We start from the raw sequence: 15885 nt of genomic DNA on the forward strand, positions 1-15885 counted from the left end.
AATATGGCTGGAGAAAGTAAACAACGGTATTTAAAATTAAGTGGTCTGGAACCACTGGTCATTACCCCGGAAAGTAATTTCATCAATGTTGGGGAAAGGACCAATGTGGCCGGTTCCAAAAAATTTCTTCGATTGATAAAGGAGGAAAAATATGACGAAGCTTTGGAAGTAGCTCGCCACCAAGTAGAAGGGGGCGCCCAAATTATCGATGTAAACATGGATGATGGCCTTATTGATGGCAAGGAGGCCATGGTCAAGTTCCTCAATTTGATTGCTTCAGAACCGGACATTGCCCGAGTTCCTGTTATGATTGATAGTTCCAAATGGGAGATTATAGAAGCAGGACTTCAGGTTGTACAGGGGAAATGCGTAGTGAATTCAATTAGCTTGAAGGAGGGTGAGGAAGAATTTGTTCGACAGGCTCAATTGATCAAACGTTATGGTTCAGCAGTTATCATAATGGCCTTTGATGAGGTGGGACAGGCGGACAATCTCCAGCGACGCATCGAAATAGCTAGACGATCATATGATATTTTGGTCAACAGGGTCAAGTTGCCCCCGGAGGACATCATTTTTGATCTCAATATTTTCCCTGTGGCAACGGGGATGGAAGAGCATAAATGCAATGCGCTTGATTTTATCGAAGGCACCCGGTGGGTAAAGGAAAATCTGCCGTATTGTAGCGTAAGTGGAGGGGTCAGTAACGTTTCTTTCTCCTTTCGCGGAAATAATACGGTCCGTGAAGCGATGCACTCTGCTTTTTTGTACCATGCCATTAAGGCAGGGATGAACATGGGTATTGTGAACCCGGCTATGCTGGAGGTATATGATGATATTCCAAAAGATTTATTGGAACATGTGGAAGACGTTTTACTCAATAGGAGGGATGATGCCACAGAACGACTTTTGGAATTTGCCGAGAGTGTGGTCAGCAAGACCAGGGAAAGCAAAGTGGATTTGTCCTGGCGAGAAGAGCCACTTCAAGACCGGATTACCCGGGCCCTGGTCAAAGGAATTGATCAATACATTGTCGAAGATGTCGAGGAGGCCCGGTTGCAATCCAAAAGGCCTTTGGATGTGATTGAAGGACACTTAATGAAGGGGATGAACGTGGTGGGCGATTTGTTCGGAAGTGGAAAAATGTTTTTGCCCCAAGTGGTAAAATCGGCAAGAGTAATGAAAAAGGCTGTAGCTCACCTTACTCCTTTCATTGAAGCATCCAAGGATAAGAACACTAGGGCAGCCGGGAAAATATTGATGGCAACCGTAAAAGGGGATGTACATGACATTGGTAAAAATATTGTAAGCGTCGTTCTTGCCTGCAATAACTATGAAATTATCGATTTGGGGGTAATGGTCCCTCCAGAGAAAATCATAAGTACGGCCAAGCAAGAACAAGTTGATATCATTGGTTTAAGTGGTCTGATTACCCCATCGTTGGATGAAATGGTCTTTTTGGCCAAGGAAATGGAGCGCCAAGATTTTAAGGTTCCCCTATTGATTGGAGGCGCAACCACCAGTAAGGCGCATACAGCTGTAAAAATTGACCCGGTGTACAGTCAGGCTGTAGTGCATGTGAATGATGCATCCCGAGCAGTTACCGTAGTGGGCGATTTACTGCAAAAAGAAACTTCGGGCGGCTATAAGAAATCCGTTAAGTTCGATTATGAAAGCTTTAGGGAAAAGTTTTTAAATCGAACCAAACAGAAAGAGTATTTGAGCTTGGATGCAGCTCGAAAAAATAAACTTCAAATTGAATGCAATCCTGCCGACATAAAGAAACCAAATAGGTTGGGGATTCAGGTTTGGGAGGATTTTGATTTGAGCCGATTAAAAGAATTTATCGATTGGACTCCCTTTTTCCGAAGTTGGGATTTACACGGCAAGTACCCTAACATTCTTTCGGAGGATGTTGTTGGCAAGCAAGCCAAGGAGCTTTTCGAGGATGCACAGGACATGCTCAAAAAAGTACTGGACAAAAAACTACTCAAGGGAAAAGCGATTTTTGGATTGTTTTCTGCCAACCAAATTAATGAAGATGATATTGAGGTGTACTTGTCACCTCAAGCGGAGTCGAGAGGTGTTGGGGAGGAGAAAACTTCATCAGATTTCTCGACTGCACTCGAAATGACGGATGAAGCAGAAACTTTCATATTTAGAACCCTCCGTCAGCAACTAAAAAAGCGGGATGGAGTTCCCAACATTGCATTGGCTGACTTTATTGCCCCGAAAGCTTCGGGAATTCATGATTATATGGGTTGTTTCTGTGTTACCGCTGGTTTTGGCACACAAGAATTGGCCGCTGAGTTCGAAAGGAACCACGACGATTACAGTTCCATAATGATAAAGGCCCTAGCGGACCGGTTGGCAGAAGCTTTTGCAGAATATCTCCATAAAGAGATTCGCACCAAATTCTGGGGCTATGCGGGAGATGAAAATTTGGATAATGAAGCGCTTATTGATGAAAAGTACCGGGGAATTCGACCGGCCCCAGGATACCCCGCATGTCCAGACCATTTGGAAAAGGAAACCATCTGGGAATTGTTGGGTGTACAGGAAAAAATTGGTGTGGAATTGACCGAAAGTCTGGCCATGTGGCCAGCAGCAAGTGTGAGCGGATATTACTTTGGCCATCCTAAATCAAAGTATTTTGGATTGGGAAAAATAAAACAAGATCAAGTGGCCGATTTTGCAAAGAGGAAAAAAATAACGGTAGAGAAAGCGCAAAAGTGGCTAGCTCCCAATATTTTGGAAGAATAGCATTAGGGATTGAGGTTTTGTCGAAGCTCCTTTTCTGTCATTTCGAGCGGAGTCGAGAAAAGGAAAAGAGCGACAACCGAAAGCCCGACCCAAAGGGTAATGCAAAAGGGGTTCTTAAAATGAGAATCAACATAGAATTATGAAGGTAACGGACCATATTAAAAATTCAGACGGGGAAACTTTGTTCAGTTTTGAAATAATCCCACCCGTAAAAGGAAGGAGCATTCAAGAATTATACAATAACATTGATCCCTTAATGGAGTTTGAACCTCCATTTGTGGATGTGACCACTTCGCGTGAGGAATATATATACATTGACCGGGATGGGTTGCTCGACAAAAAACTGACCCGTATGCGCCCTGGCACCCTCGGAATCTGTGCTTCCATCAAACATAAATATGATGTGGACACGGTGCCTCATGTGCTCTGCGGAGGATTTACCAAGGAAGAAACTGAATATTTGCTGGTGGACTGTCACTATTTGGGGATTGACAATGTAATGGCACTTCGTGGTGATGCCATGAAAGAAGAGAAATATTTTGAGCCAACCCGGGGAGGGCATCAATATGCCTCTGATTTGGTCAAGCAAATTCAGAGCATGAACCGCGGCAACTACCTTCATGAGGTAATAGAAACCGATAATTGCGCCAATTTTTGTGTAGGGGTCGCAGGATATCCTGAAAAACACATGGAGGCCCCTTCGCTAAAATCAGATCTAAAAAGATTGAAAGAAAAAGTGGAGCTTGGCGCCGATTATGTGGTCACCCAAATGTTCTTCGACAACAAAAAATTCTTTGAATTTGTGGAAGCCGCAAGGGAAATGGGGATTACGGTTCCCATTATACCAGGAATAAAACCGATTGCGGTAAAGAGACACTTGCAATTACTACCGCAGGTATTCCGCGTGGATATTCCGGAAGATTTGGTAGAAGCCGTGGAATTGTGCAAAAACAATAAGGAAGTACGTCAGGTTGGAGTGGAATGGTGTATTCAACAGTCGAAGGAACTCAAAGAGGCCGGGGTTCCTGTTCTGCACTATTATTCCATGGGAAAATCGGATAATATCAAGGCCATTGCCAAGGAGGTTTTTTAATTTCCTACTTTAGTGGCCCATGAAGCACCTACTAACCATTCTCACATTCTTGAGTTTTTGTTATGGTTTTTCACAAAACCCAGAAACACCAAAGAAGTATGTTTTGGATGCCAATATATACTACGGTTCCATTTTTTTACACAACCCTGATATTTCCCACCTGATAACCAATCATCCTGGAGGCGTTATCTTGGGATTGAGCCGCAAGCGCTATGGCAACGAGCCGTGGGAAGCAGAATATGGCTATCCCGATACAGGATTTTCATTTGTGTATCAGGACATGAACAATGCTACCCTGGGGAAGCATTTTGGACTTTATGGGCATTACAATTTTTATTTCTTCAAGCGAAACCTTCAGTTTCGAATAGCCCAGGGAATATCGTACAATACAAATCCGTATGACAAGGATAAAAACTTTCGAAACAATGCATATGGTTCAAATTTGTTGGCCTCCACCATACTTCTCTTGAACTATCACAAAGAAAATTTGATTGATGGTCTGGGTATGAAAGCAGGAATCTCATTGATTCATTATTCCAATGCCAATTTTAAGGCTCCCAACACTTCTACCAATACCATAGCCTTTAACTTCGGTTTTACCTACGATTTGGATGAAGGGAAAACCTATGGATACGTTGAGCCCAAACCGATGGAGAAAGTAAGTGAACCCATACGTTACAACTTTGCGCTACGCGGAGGGATTAATGAAAGTGATGTGGTCAATTCAGGGCAGTATGGATTTTGGTTGGTTTCGGCCTATGCAGATAAGCGTTTGGGTAGAAAGAGTGCAATTCAACTGGGAACAGATGTGTTTTTTTCGAACTTCCTAAAGGAGTTGATTCGTTTTCAGTCCATCGCATTTCCTGAAAATGAGGTAGCACCTGATACAGATTTTAAAAGAGTGGGACTGTTTTTAGGCCATGAACTGTTTATCAACAAAATTAGTGCCATTGCTCAACTGGGGTACTACGTCTATTACCCGTTTGACTTCGAGGGGAGAGTGTACAATCGCATTGGCCTGAAGCGATATTTTGGGGACAAAATGTACGGTGCCATTACCCTAAAATCTCATGGGGCCAAAGCAGAAGCTGTGGAATTTGGAGTTGGAATTAGACTATGAAAATTGTGAAGTACAAAATACAAAGGACAATGTGTCACCTTGAAAGGACTTTAAGGGCTTATTTGATGCTTTTTGCTTTGCTGTTGATTTCCTGCAACGGCGACAATGTTCCCGATTGTTTTCAAAACGCTGGGGATTTAACCCGCAAGACTGTTGAGGTACCTGATTTTAGTACCATTACCGTTTTTGAAAACCTCAATTTGGTGTTGAAGCAAGGTACAGAACAAGAAGTGGAAATAGAGACCGGGGAATTTCTTCTCAACGAAGTATCTGCCGAGGTGGTTGATGATAGGCTCATTCTTCGGAATGATAATGGTTGCAATTTTGTAAGAGACTATGGATTGACCACGGTTTATGTGACTGCGCCCAACATTTCCCAAATTCGAAGCAGTACAGGACTATTGATCTCCAGTGACGGGGTATTGGATTATCCTGAAATCAATTTGATAGCAGAAAGTTTCACAAATCCAGAAACGGAAACCACCGATGGTTCCTTTGATTTGCAATTGAATGCTACAACAGTCCGTATAGTGGTGAATGGTATTGCCTATTTCAAGCTTGGAGGCACTACGGATAATTTTACTGTTACTGTGGCCGCTGGTGATAGTAGAATAGAAGCTGAAGATTTAGCAGCTCAAATTGTGAGTTTGAACCATAGAGGCTCCAATGATGTATTTGTGAATCCACAGCAACGAATCGAGGGGGTCATTCGCGGTACAGGAAATGTGATCAGTATCAATCGTCCTCCTGAAATTGAAGTGGAAGAACTTTTTAATGGCCGATTGATTTTTAATGATTGAAATGGTCGTTTCACCTTCTTCTAAAATCCATGGAAACCAATGATTTTCTCACTACATTCGGAAGGATAAATTTATATGGTGAGCGCATTCCTGACTTTTTTTAAGAGGCTATTTTCGACAGAAAAGGAAACGCCAAAGCTATTGGATGGTCTTCAAGGAATTGTGTTGACCGATGCTATATTTCATAATCTCGTCGCGGAAGGAAAAGTGCCTGGGATGTCGGTTACCATCATGAGAAACAACGAAATGCTACTCCAAAAAGGATATGGGTATGCTGATTTGGAACAAGGTATTCCTGTGCATCCAACAAAGACTGTTTTCCGTATTGCCAGCATCTCTAAATGCATTACCGGGTTGGCTTTGGGTAAAATGATTGAGGAACAAATAGTGGATTTGGATGCTTCATTTTATAATTACGTCCCCTATTATCCCAAGAAAAAGTACAGCTTTACCCTACGTCAATTGGCAGGTCATACCGCAGGTGTTCGCAGTTATAGGGGAAAGGAATACGCACTGAACAAACCATATTCCATTAAAGATAGCATTGAAGTATTCCAAGGTGACCCCTTGGTTTTTGAACCAGGAAAGGGTTATTTGTACAACAGTTTCGATTTTGTCCTGCTCTCTTTGGGGATGCAGGAAGCTGCTGGGATACCTTTTGAAAATTATGTGAAAGAAAAGGTGCTAAAACCCTTGGGCATGAAAAACACCTTTGTTCCACCCATGGATAACAATTCGAATGGAGTTAAAAATCTAGCCCAATGCTACACAAAAATCACCACGGGATTCAAAAAGGCTATCCCAGTAAACAATTTTTATAAGGTGGCAGGAGGCGGCTTTTTGTCATCTAGTGAAAATATTGCGAGAATGGGTCAAGCCATTTTGCAAGGCAAGCTGCTCAAAAAGGAAACTTATAATTTGCTGTTGACCTCACAGACGGTAAATGGAAAACCTACATATTATGGATTGGGTTTTCAAGTGAGTGAAGATGCCAAAGGGAGAAAATTTATGGGTCACGTGGGCAACAGCGTTGGCGCATATACCAACTTTTTTATATATCCAAAGGAACAGTTGGTGGTTGTGGTCTTAATCAATTCGACGGACCCAAAGGTGCAAGAGGAATTGGATAGGGCCATTGATGCCTTATTGGATTTGCCAAGCTCATAAAATTTGTGGAAATTTATTCACACAGATGGCTTTGAGATTTTTTCAATTAACGATACCGCTATTTTTATTGTTTTTCATGGCAAGCTTACATGCCGGGGAAAGGAGTTTTTCGTTCGAAGACTTCTTGGCACAAGAAAATTATGTTGATGACGAACTTACCTCCCAAGAGTGGAAAAAGTTTAAGTATTTTGAGGATCAGTTAGAGTCATCCCCGTTGTCCAAAGAAGAGAAAGAAAGTAGATTGACGGGCTATGCCAAGGATTCTATTCAAATCTTGAAAGTGAAGCTTGTGGCAATCAAAGTTCTGAACGAACGGAATTTATTGCATCGCGACATTGTTGAGAACAAAAACTATTACCTGGAACTGCTAAAAAAGTTCAAAGAAAGTGATATCCCTCTGGCAGAATATTTGTTTTTGGAGGAGAAGATTGCCTATTTGGACCAAGGAGCTTTGAAAAGAAAATTAAACTGGAGCACTGGGTTGAACATCGGTCTTATTTTTCTGGTCCTTTTGTTGACAGTATTGGCTTTTCGTTTTTGGCGAGGACAACGCAAACCACACCTTGTTGAACTGAGTAAACAAGAAACCTTGGTCCGTAATCTTATTTTACAGGGAAAAAGCAACAAGGAAATAGCCAACGAACTTTTTATTAGTTTGAGCACTGTCAAGAGCCACATCACCAATATCTATGCAAAGCTTCAGGTGTCAGGCAGGCGGGAGCTATTGCAAAACGGGACCGGTACTAGCACTTAATTCAGACCTGTTGATTTCTATTTTTGATTTCCCATGGTAATTTCTTTGTAGGAGAAATTGGTGTGATATGGAGTACAAAAAATGGGATGTTTTATTGGGCTGGACAGTGTTTTTAAATGCATTGGTCACCTACACGTTGACCATAGAGCCCACAGTCAGTTTTTGGGATACCGGAGAATATATTGCTACTTCTGCCAAGTTGGAGGTGGCACACCCACCAGGAGCTCCTCTTTTTCAAATGATAGGGGCCTTTTTTGCAATTTTTGCCAGAGAAGCTGGGCAAGTTGCCGTTATGATGAATTATGTATCCTGCATATCAAGTGCGTTTACCATTCTTTTTCTTTTTTGGACCATTACCAATCTAACACAAAAGTTGGCCTTACAAAAGGGAAAAATCACAGCTGATAAGGCCATCATTGTTTTGGGCAGTGGATTGGTGGGTGCATTATCCTTCACCTATTCCGACAGTTTTTGGTTCAATGCCACGGAAACTGAGGTGTACGCCATGGCGAGTTTCATCATGGCACTTTTAATGTGGTTGGGTCTTAAATGGATGGATAATTTGAAAAAACCCAGGGCAAACAAATGGTTGCTATTGATTTGTTTTATAATTGGACTCACATTTGGTATACAGTTCATGGGTTTTTTGACGATTCCGTCATTGGTGTTGCTATTTTATTTCAAAAATTTCAAAAAAATCACGACCAAAAATTTTGTTTTGGCCAATGTAATTGCAATAGCAATTTTGTTTTTTGTATTTAAATTTTCACTGACCTATACACTAAGACTGTTTGCTTGGGGAGAAATCTTCTTTGTAAACCAATTTGGACTGCCCTTCAATTCGGGCTCGCTGATTATTGCGTTGGGCTTTTTGGCGACATTTTATTTTGGCTTACGATTCACAAGAAAAAAAAACCTTGTCTTTGCCAACACGTTGACACTCTGTATGCTTTTTTTGTTCTTGGGTTTTTCTTCTTGGTTGCTTTTGCCCATTCGTGCAAGCGTCCATGTTGGCATCAATGAAAACGACCCATCGGATGCAAGAAAATTACTGGCTTATTACAACCGGGAACAATATCCAAGTACCGATAGTCCTTTTTATGGCGTATACTATACGGATAGATTTGCTCCATCTGGGGGTGATGAAGATGACAATCCAAAATATGAAAGGGACGAAAAGCTGGGAAAATATATAATTGTTAATGATTATGAAGATGCGGTTCAAGGGCCTAATAAAAGACACATTGGCCTTTTTCCTAGAATGTGGAGCAGGGAACATGCGGAAAATTACATCAAGTTTTTTGGTCCATTAAAATTTCAAATACAACCACAATACCGATCTAATGCTGCGTTAACAGAGACCATGGAAGAATTCAAAAGAGGTTATGCAAATGCGGATATTGATGACGAGGGCTATGTTAAATTTTTAAATGATTTTAGCAAATATATCGATGTTCAGCCCCCTTCCATTTTGGACAACCTCAAATACATGTTCCAATATCAGTTCGGTTATATGTACGTTCGTTATTTTATGTGGAACTTTGTTGGCCGGCAGAACGATGTTCAGGGAAGGTATGATGGCAATGGACAATGGCTGAGTGGCATCAAAGCACTGGACAGTGTTCGATTGGGTAGCCAAGAAAGCCTTCCCAGCGATTTTCTTGGCAACAAGGCGCGTAACACCTATTTTTTCTTACCATTATTGTTGGGTATTATTGGGCTTATGTTCCAAGCTTCATCCAATCCAAAACAATTCTGGGTACTTTTTGTATTCTTTATATTTACTGGGCTGGCGATTCAGTTTTATACCAATCCACCTATATTTCAACCCCGTGAGCGTGATTATTCTTTAGTAGGTTCTTTTTACGCATTTACTGTTTGGATCGGTATTGGGACCTATTGTTTATTCGATGTATTTCAAAAATATATTAAAGCAAAAGCAGGTGCTTTAACAGCAGTGGCACTAAGTCTATGTGCGGTGCCTTTGGTAATGGTTTCCCAAAACTGGGATGACCATGACCGGTCGAATAGATACACGGCCAGAGCTTCTGCAAAGGCATATCTCGATTCTACACAACGCGATGCTGGGGCCATATTGTTCACGATAGGAGATAACGATAATTTTCCATTGTGGTACCTTCAGGAAATCGAAGGATATCGAACGGATGTAAGGGTCATTGTCACCAGTTATTTCGCAACCGATTGGTACATTGACCAGATGAAACGAAAAGCCTATAAAAGCGATCCCATTCCTTCACAGCTTACCCATGACAAATATAATTATGGCAGCCGAGATGTCATTTATTATCAAGGAATTACGGACAATCGTTGGGACATTAAAGACTTTATGGATTGGATTTCGAGCGATCATCCACAGACCAAGTTTGGCCACTTATTAAAAATGCGGGGAGCAGATCTTATGGAGTATCCCAAAAGTACCCAAAATATGGTCTATTATCCTACGAATAAGATTCGCATCCTTGTAAACAAGAAAAATGTATTGGAAAGTAGTTTGGTAAAGCAAAAGGATTCCGCATTGATTGTCGATTATATCGATATTGACTTACCCGATTATCTGACCAAGAATAGAATGATGATGCTCGATATTATTGCCAATAACGATTGGGAACGACCCATTTACTTTTCTGGGGGAAGTTTTGATGATGCTGAATATATTTGGATGAAGGACTATTTGCAGTCAGATGGACTGGCTTATAAGTTGGTTCCCATAAAGACAGCTTACGATGGTGGCTTTAAAATGGGAAGAGTGGATACGGAGCTATCTTATGATATCGTGAAGAAATGGGACTGGGGAAATTCAGGCAATCTGGATATTTATCATGACCCACAGACCAGAAAACAATTTGGAGTGACCTTTAGATTGAGTTTGGCTAAATTGGTGGAAGGGCTCATTGAAGAGAAAAAAATGCATAAGGCCCTGGAAATTATTGAAATTGCCATGCAAAATATACCATTTGAACGGTATGGTTATTATATGTTTGTGGAACCTTTTTTGGAGGGATATTATAAGGTTGGAGAATATAAAAAAGCACAGAAACTATTCGAAAAATTAAAAAAAGTCTACCAAGAACATCTGGACTATTTGGCCGCAATGGACTTGCAAGAACAATATTTGAAGATGGAAGACATATTTTCCAACCTGCAGGGCTACCAACGAAGTTTGGAAATCTTTCAAGAACAGGATAATGCCGAATTGGCAGAAAAAGAAGAAAACATATTCAATTCCTATTTCTTAAAATTTCAATATCTGCTCCAAGAATATACTCCGAATATGCTACAAATTTCAGAATGGGAGAAAAGGAGTTTTCAAAACAAGAATATAGATGAAAATACTACTCAATCAATGAGCGACTTTATTCTGTTCTAAAAATTCATTGGCAAATTGGTTGCATTGCGCCAGTGTTTCTTTCACGTCATCCAACGTTGTCCTCGGATTAATCAAGCACATGCGCAATACCACTTGACCGTGAAGCAGGGTTGTAACCAAAAGTGCTTTTCTGGATGATACCACGCTTTCTGAGATATATTGATTGATGGCATCCAATTCGTTTTCGCTGTATTTGTCCTTAATAGGATGATACCTAAAGTTGATGACCGCTAGCGTAGCAGGAAAGACCACTTCCCAGTTCTTACTGGTCCGCAAAATGGATTCCACTTCTTCTGCAAGCTCAATGTTATACGTTATGGCATCCCTAAACTCTTTTAAACCAAAAGTTTTCAAAGACATATAAAACTTCAACGCCCTGAACCTTCGGGTCAACTGTATACCATGGTCATAAAAATTGATTTCGGAAGGGTTCCCTTCAATATCCCTGAGATATTCCGGTTTTTCAGTGAAAGTATGACTGAGGTGTTTGTGGTTGCGTACCAAAAGACAGCCCATCTCATACGGCTGAAAAAACCATTTATGCGGATCTACGGTCAACGAATCGGCCTTTGTCATACCTTTCATCAACGGTCTTCCTTTTTCAGACAGATATGCAACGGCACCATAGGCACCGTCAATATGAAACCAAATATTTTCTTGTTTGCAAATAGCGGCCAATTCGTTTAATGGGTCAACTGTACCGGTGTTTGTAGTGCCCGATGTGGCTATCAGACAAAAGGGATGGAGCCCATCCAATCGGTCCTTGGCAATGCAGTTTTTTAGTTTATTAACAGCAAACTTGAGTTCGATATCCGTAGGAATGATTCGGATCTGTTCTTTTTTGAATCCCAAAACCCGGATGGCCTTTATGTTGGAAGAATGGGCTTGATCCGAAAGATAGATTACAGCCTTGGAAAAATCATCCCCACACTTTATTCTTCGAGCTGTTGCCAAAGCGGTCAAATTGGCCATGGAACCCCCACTTGTAAAAATGCCACCCCCTTTTTTCTTGGGAAATCCAAATAATTTCAACAGCCATTGGATGGTGATGATTTCCAGCTCTGCAGCAGCCGGAGAAGCTACCCATCCCCCTGAAAAAATGTTGTAGCCTGTAGCCAAAGCATCTGCCATTACGCTTACATAGTTGCTGGGACCCGGCACAAAGGAGTAGGCTTTTGGATGGGACAAATTAGTACTGTTGGTCATTACCTTTTCCAGAACAAAATCCAAGACTTGATTGGGCTCCATGCCTTTTTCTGGAGCTTCTTCCAGAAAAAGCGAGTCCATTTCTTCTCTAGAACCTATAGCGACGGGTAGCTTTTGGTGTTGGGTGGTCAAGTGGTCCACTATGGCATCCACAACACGGTAACCATAGGTTTTCATGGTGTTTTTTGATAATTCCAGCCTGGCGCGGTTCTTCTTCATAAAATGGGTTTGAATCTGAACCTCAAAAATACCACAAATCGGATAGTTGAAATGTACAATCAGCTTACTAAGAGGTCAATTCAGTAAAAAGACTTTCCAAATTCTTGTTTTTGCGGTTTAGCTGTAACGTTTTTAGTTTGTTGTCATGCGCAAAATCAAAAACAGCAGGACGCATATCCTTATCCGTTCTGAAGCTAATCTCATAAACAAAACCACCAACATTCTTTACTTGGGCAACATGTGACATCTGCTTTAACAACATTTCTTCGACACGATAATCAAACTCTACTACGATTATTTGTTCCTTAGTTTCACGAAGCTCATCCAGTTTCTTGTCGGCCACCAATTTTCCTTTGTTGATGATGATGACCCGATCACAGATTTCCTCCACTTCCTTCATGATGTGTGTGGAAAGCAAGATGGTTTTATGTTTCCCAATTTCTCGAATCAATTTCCGGATTTCCATCAACTGATTGGGATCGAGACCTGTGGTGGGTTCATCCAATATGAGTACCTCTGGGTCGTGCAATAGCGCTGCCGCCAATCCCACACGCTGTCGATATCCTTTGGACAACTGCCCAATTTTTTTGTAGGACTCTGGAGTGAGTCCGGTTTGTTCAATGATATCATTGATCATGGTTTTTGATATCCCGTGCACTTCAGCATGGAAAGCCAAATATTCCCTTACATACATATCCAAATAAAGTGGGTTATGCTCCGGAAGATAACCAAGACTTTTTTGTACATCCCGTTCAGCAGTAAGCACATCAAACCCATTGACCTCGGCGGTTCCGGTGTCGGCTTTATAGTAGGTGGTCAAAATACGCATCATAGTGGATTTACCAGCTCCGTTTGGCCCCAAAAAGCCAACAATCTCTCCTTTTTTTATCGAAAAGGAAACATCATTCAGTGCTTTCTGTTGACCGAACGTTTTAGTGATGTTTTGGACCTTGATTGACATACGGCGAAGTTTGATTTCAAAAATACACTTTTGATATATATGAGGACCCTATCAGATGGATTGAACTGGAAGTGAACTACTTTTGGTATGGTCTGGGCAATTGAAATTCACAAAAAACAGGCGTTTATTCAAAATAATTTGCAACAAATTTGGGTTTTTTGAGTAAAATTCAAAAAAAGAGAGTCAAGACAAGGGTTTTTCATTTGAATGGCTATCTTAGCCCAAGATTAGTGTAACAATGACAAGAACGTATTTCTGGAACGGGTTCTACTTTTACTTCTTTTTTAAGAGAGATGAGGGACTGTTCTGAATACGATTAAAGTATATCACAATATAAAGTCCCGGTAAAAACGGGGCTTTTTTTTTGAATGAAATCCAAATTTGCCTATGTGAATTTGATGATTGAATTCATCCGAAACTTGTTTCGGGATATAATGAATTATTATAATGTCTTTAAAAGTAGCCATACAAGGAATCAAAGGGTCTAACCACCATCAGGTGGCGAAGGAATTTTTCGGAGAGGAAATCCAATTATTGGAGTGTCTTTCCTTCGATGCTGTGATTGACCATTTGTTGGATGGGAGTGCCGATAAGGGAATCATGGCACTAGAAAACTCCATCGTCGGATCTATCATACCCAACTACAACTTGGTATACCACAACTGTATTCACATTATTGGTGAGCACTATTTAAACATACACCACAATCTAATGGTATTGAAAGGAACTTCCATTGAAAAAATAAAAGAAGTTCATTCACATCCTATGGCCCTATTGCAGTGTAAAGAGTTTTTAAAGTCCTATCCGCATATAAAATTGGTAGAAAGTGTGGATACTGCCGAGACCGCAAAGCGCATCAAAGAGGGTAGGTTGACCAATATTGCTGCCATTGCTCCAAAAATGGCTGCAGATCTCTATGATTTGGATATTATTGCTCCTGAAATACAGACCATTAAGAACAACGCCACTCGTTTTATCATTCTAAAAAAACAAAACAAGGTGCTGCCCAAGGAGGAAATAAACAAAGCATCCTTGCGGTTTATAACCGATCACAAAAGAGGGAGCTTGGCAACGGTATTGAATGTGATGAGCGACTGTAATATGAACCTTACGAAAATACAATCCCTCCCGGTAATAGAGACTCCTTGGAAATATGCCTTTTTTGTGGATGTAACATTTGATGAATACGAACATTTTTCCAAGGCCAAATCGTTGTTGAAGATAATGTCTGAAGATTTTAGGGTATTGGGAGAATACAAAAATGCTTTGTTGCTATGACTACCGCAGATAGATTAGATAGTGTGCAAGAATACTACTTCTCCAAGAAGTTGAGGGAAGTAAGGGGACTCATGGAACAAGGCCGTCCCATAATCAACATGGGGATAGGTAGTCCCGATTTGGCACCATCTCCTGATGTTTTAAAAACGCTGACAACAGCTATTGCTGATTCGGGAGCCCACCAATACCAGAGCTATCAGGGTCTTCCAGAACTTAGAAAGGCCATTGCAGACTTTTATCAAAGAAAATTTGACGTTTCGGTTGATGCTGCACAAGAGATTTTGCCCCTTATGGGCTCCAAAGAAGGCATAATGCATATCAGCATGGCTTTTTTGAATGAGGGCGACCAAGTGCTTTTGCCCAATCCTGGATACCCTACCTATGGGGCTGTGACCAAACTTGTGGGAGGAGAACCTATTTATTACGACCTTAAAGCTGAAAACGGTTGGTTTCCAGATTTGGAACAGCTCTCCAAAATGGATTTGTCAAAAGTAAAACTGATGTGGGCAAGCTACCCCCATATGCCCACTGGGGCAACAGCTACAAAATCACAGCTGAAAGCATTGGTAGATTTTGTAAAAAAACATGATATTCTTTTGGTCAATGATAACCCATACAGCTTCGTACTTTCCAAAAACCCTACGAGCATCTTATCCATTGACGGGGCCAAAGATTGCACCATGGAACTAAATAGTTTGAGCAAGACATTTAACATGGCAGGTTGGCGTGTAGGTATGGTTTTGGGTAATGCTGACCATATTACGGCCATACTAAAGGTAAAAAGTAATATGGATTCCGGTATGTTCTACGGCATTCAGAAAGGTGCTGTGGTTGCTTTGCAAAGTGGCACTGAGTGGTTTGACACATTGGATCAAGTTTACAATAAGAGAAGAGAACTTATGTTCCAATTAGTCGAAAAGTTAGATTGCGAATACGATAAAGATGCAGTTGGAATGTTCGTATGGAGCAAGTTACCTAAGAACTCACCTCCTTCCGAAGCGTTCATTGATGAGATACTGTATGAGAAGGACATCTTCATTGCACCGGGAACCATATTTGGCAGCAATGGAGAAGGATACATCCGATTTTCGCTTTGCGTAAAGGAAGAAAAAATTAAAGAAGCTCTGGAAAGATTTTAG

General features: G+C 41.0%; 11 protein-coding genes. 9 read left to right on the top strand and 2 right to left on the bottom strand.

All coding sequences use genetic code 11. The features are described 5' to 3' along the window. Nucleotides 1-3: 3 nt before the first annotated feature. The 7 genes from metH (at nucleotide 4) to GTQ34_RS10480 (ending at nucleotide 11082) form a co-directional block, all read left to right on the top strand. Entirely contained in the window at nucleotides 4-2760 is a 2757-nt protein-coding gene (gene metH, locus GTQ34_RS10450; protein ID WP_166523756.1) for a methionine synthase, read from the top strand. 139 nt (nucleotides 2761-2899) lie between these two features. Beyond that, nucleotides 2900-3853 (top strand): methylenetetrahydrofolate reductase [NAD(P)H], encoded by a 954-nt coding sequence (gene metF, locus GTQ34_RS10455; protein WP_166523757.1) that lies wholly within the window; start codon nucleotides 2900-2902, stop codon nucleotides 3851-3853. 19 nt (nucleotides 3854-3872) lie between these two features. Continuing rightward, nucleotides 3873-4973: an acyloxyacyl hydrolase gene (locus GTQ34_RS10460; RefSeq protein ID WP_166523758.1), complete on the top strand. Its 1101-nt coding sequence runs from the start codon at nucleotides 3873-3875 to the stop codon at nucleotides 4971-4973. A 29-nt stretch (nucleotides 4974-5002) separates the two neighbouring features. Beyond that, complete coding sequence (locus GTQ34_RS10465) at nucleotides 5003-5773, top strand: head GIN domain-containing protein (RefSeq protein WP_235915021.1); 771 nt, start codon at nucleotides 5003-5005, stop codon at nucleotides 5771-5773. Between the two features lie 78 nt (nucleotides 5774-5851). After that, on the top strand, nucleotides 5852-6940 hold the full coding sequence (locus tag GTQ34_RS10470; protein ID WP_313790440.1) for a serine hydrolase domain-containing protein: 1089 nt from the start codon (nucleotides 5852-5854) through the stop codon (nucleotides 6938-6940). 76 nt (nucleotides 6941-7016) lie between these two features. Next, the gene (locus tag GTQ34_RS16945) at nucleotides 7017-7694 is read left to right on the top strand and encodes a helix-turn-helix transcriptional regulator (protein ID WP_166523761.1); all 678 of its coding nucleotides are present in this window, start codon (nucleotides 7017-7019) and stop codon (nucleotides 7692-7694) included. 67 nt (nucleotides 7695-7761) lie between these two features. Beyond that, on the top strand, nucleotides 7762-11082 hold the full coding sequence (locus GTQ34_RS10480; RefSeq protein WP_166523762.1) for a glycosyltransferase family 117 protein: 3321 nt from the start codon (nucleotides 7762-7764) through the stop codon (nucleotides 11080-11082). Here GTQ34_RS10480 and GTQ34_RS10485 read toward each other — a convergent pair. Together GTQ34_RS10485 and gldA are read right to left on the bottom strand one after the other, a co-directional pair. Beyond that, the gene (locus tag GTQ34_RS10485) at nucleotides 11056-12507 is read right to left on the bottom strand and encodes a pyridoxal phosphate-dependent decarboxylase family protein (RefSeq protein WP_166523763.1); all 1452 of its coding nucleotides are present in this window, start codon (nucleotides 12505-12507) and stop codon (nucleotides 11056-11058) included. The genes GTQ34_RS10480 and GTQ34_RS10485 overlap by 27 nt on opposite strands. A 67-nt stretch (nucleotides 12508-12574) precedes the next feature. Beyond that, on the bottom strand, nucleotides 12575-13468 hold the full coding sequence (gene gldA, locus GTQ34_RS10490) for a gliding motility-associated ABC transporter ATP-binding subunit GldA (RefSeq protein WP_166523764.1): 894 nt from the start codon (nucleotides 13466-13468) through the stop codon (nucleotides 12575-12577). 447 nt (nucleotides 13469-13915) lie between these two features. Here gldA and GTQ34_RS10495 point away from each other — a divergent pair, with 447 nt between their 5' ends. Both GTQ34_RS10495 and GTQ34_RS10500 read left to right on the top strand, forming a co-directional pair. Further along, a complete protein-coding gene (locus GTQ34_RS10495) occupies nucleotides 13916-14746 on the top strand; it encodes a prephenate dehydratase (protein WP_166523765.1) in 831 nt (276 codons plus the stop codon). Further along, nucleotides 14743-15885 (top strand): pyridoxal phosphate-dependent aminotransferase, encoded by a 1143-nt coding sequence (locus GTQ34_RS10500; protein ID WP_166523766.1) that lies wholly within the window; start codon nucleotides 14743-14745, stop codon nucleotides 15883-15885. Before GTQ34_RS10495 ends, GTQ34_RS10500 begins: the two co-directional genes overlap by 4 nt.

Origin of the sequence: Flagellimonas ochracea, from assembly GCF_009903685.1 — a bacterium.
In the GTDB taxonomy this organism is placed as follows: domain Bacteria; phylum Bacteroidota; class Bacteroidia; order Flavobacteriales; family Flavobacteriaceae; genus Flagellimonas; species Flagellimonas ochracea.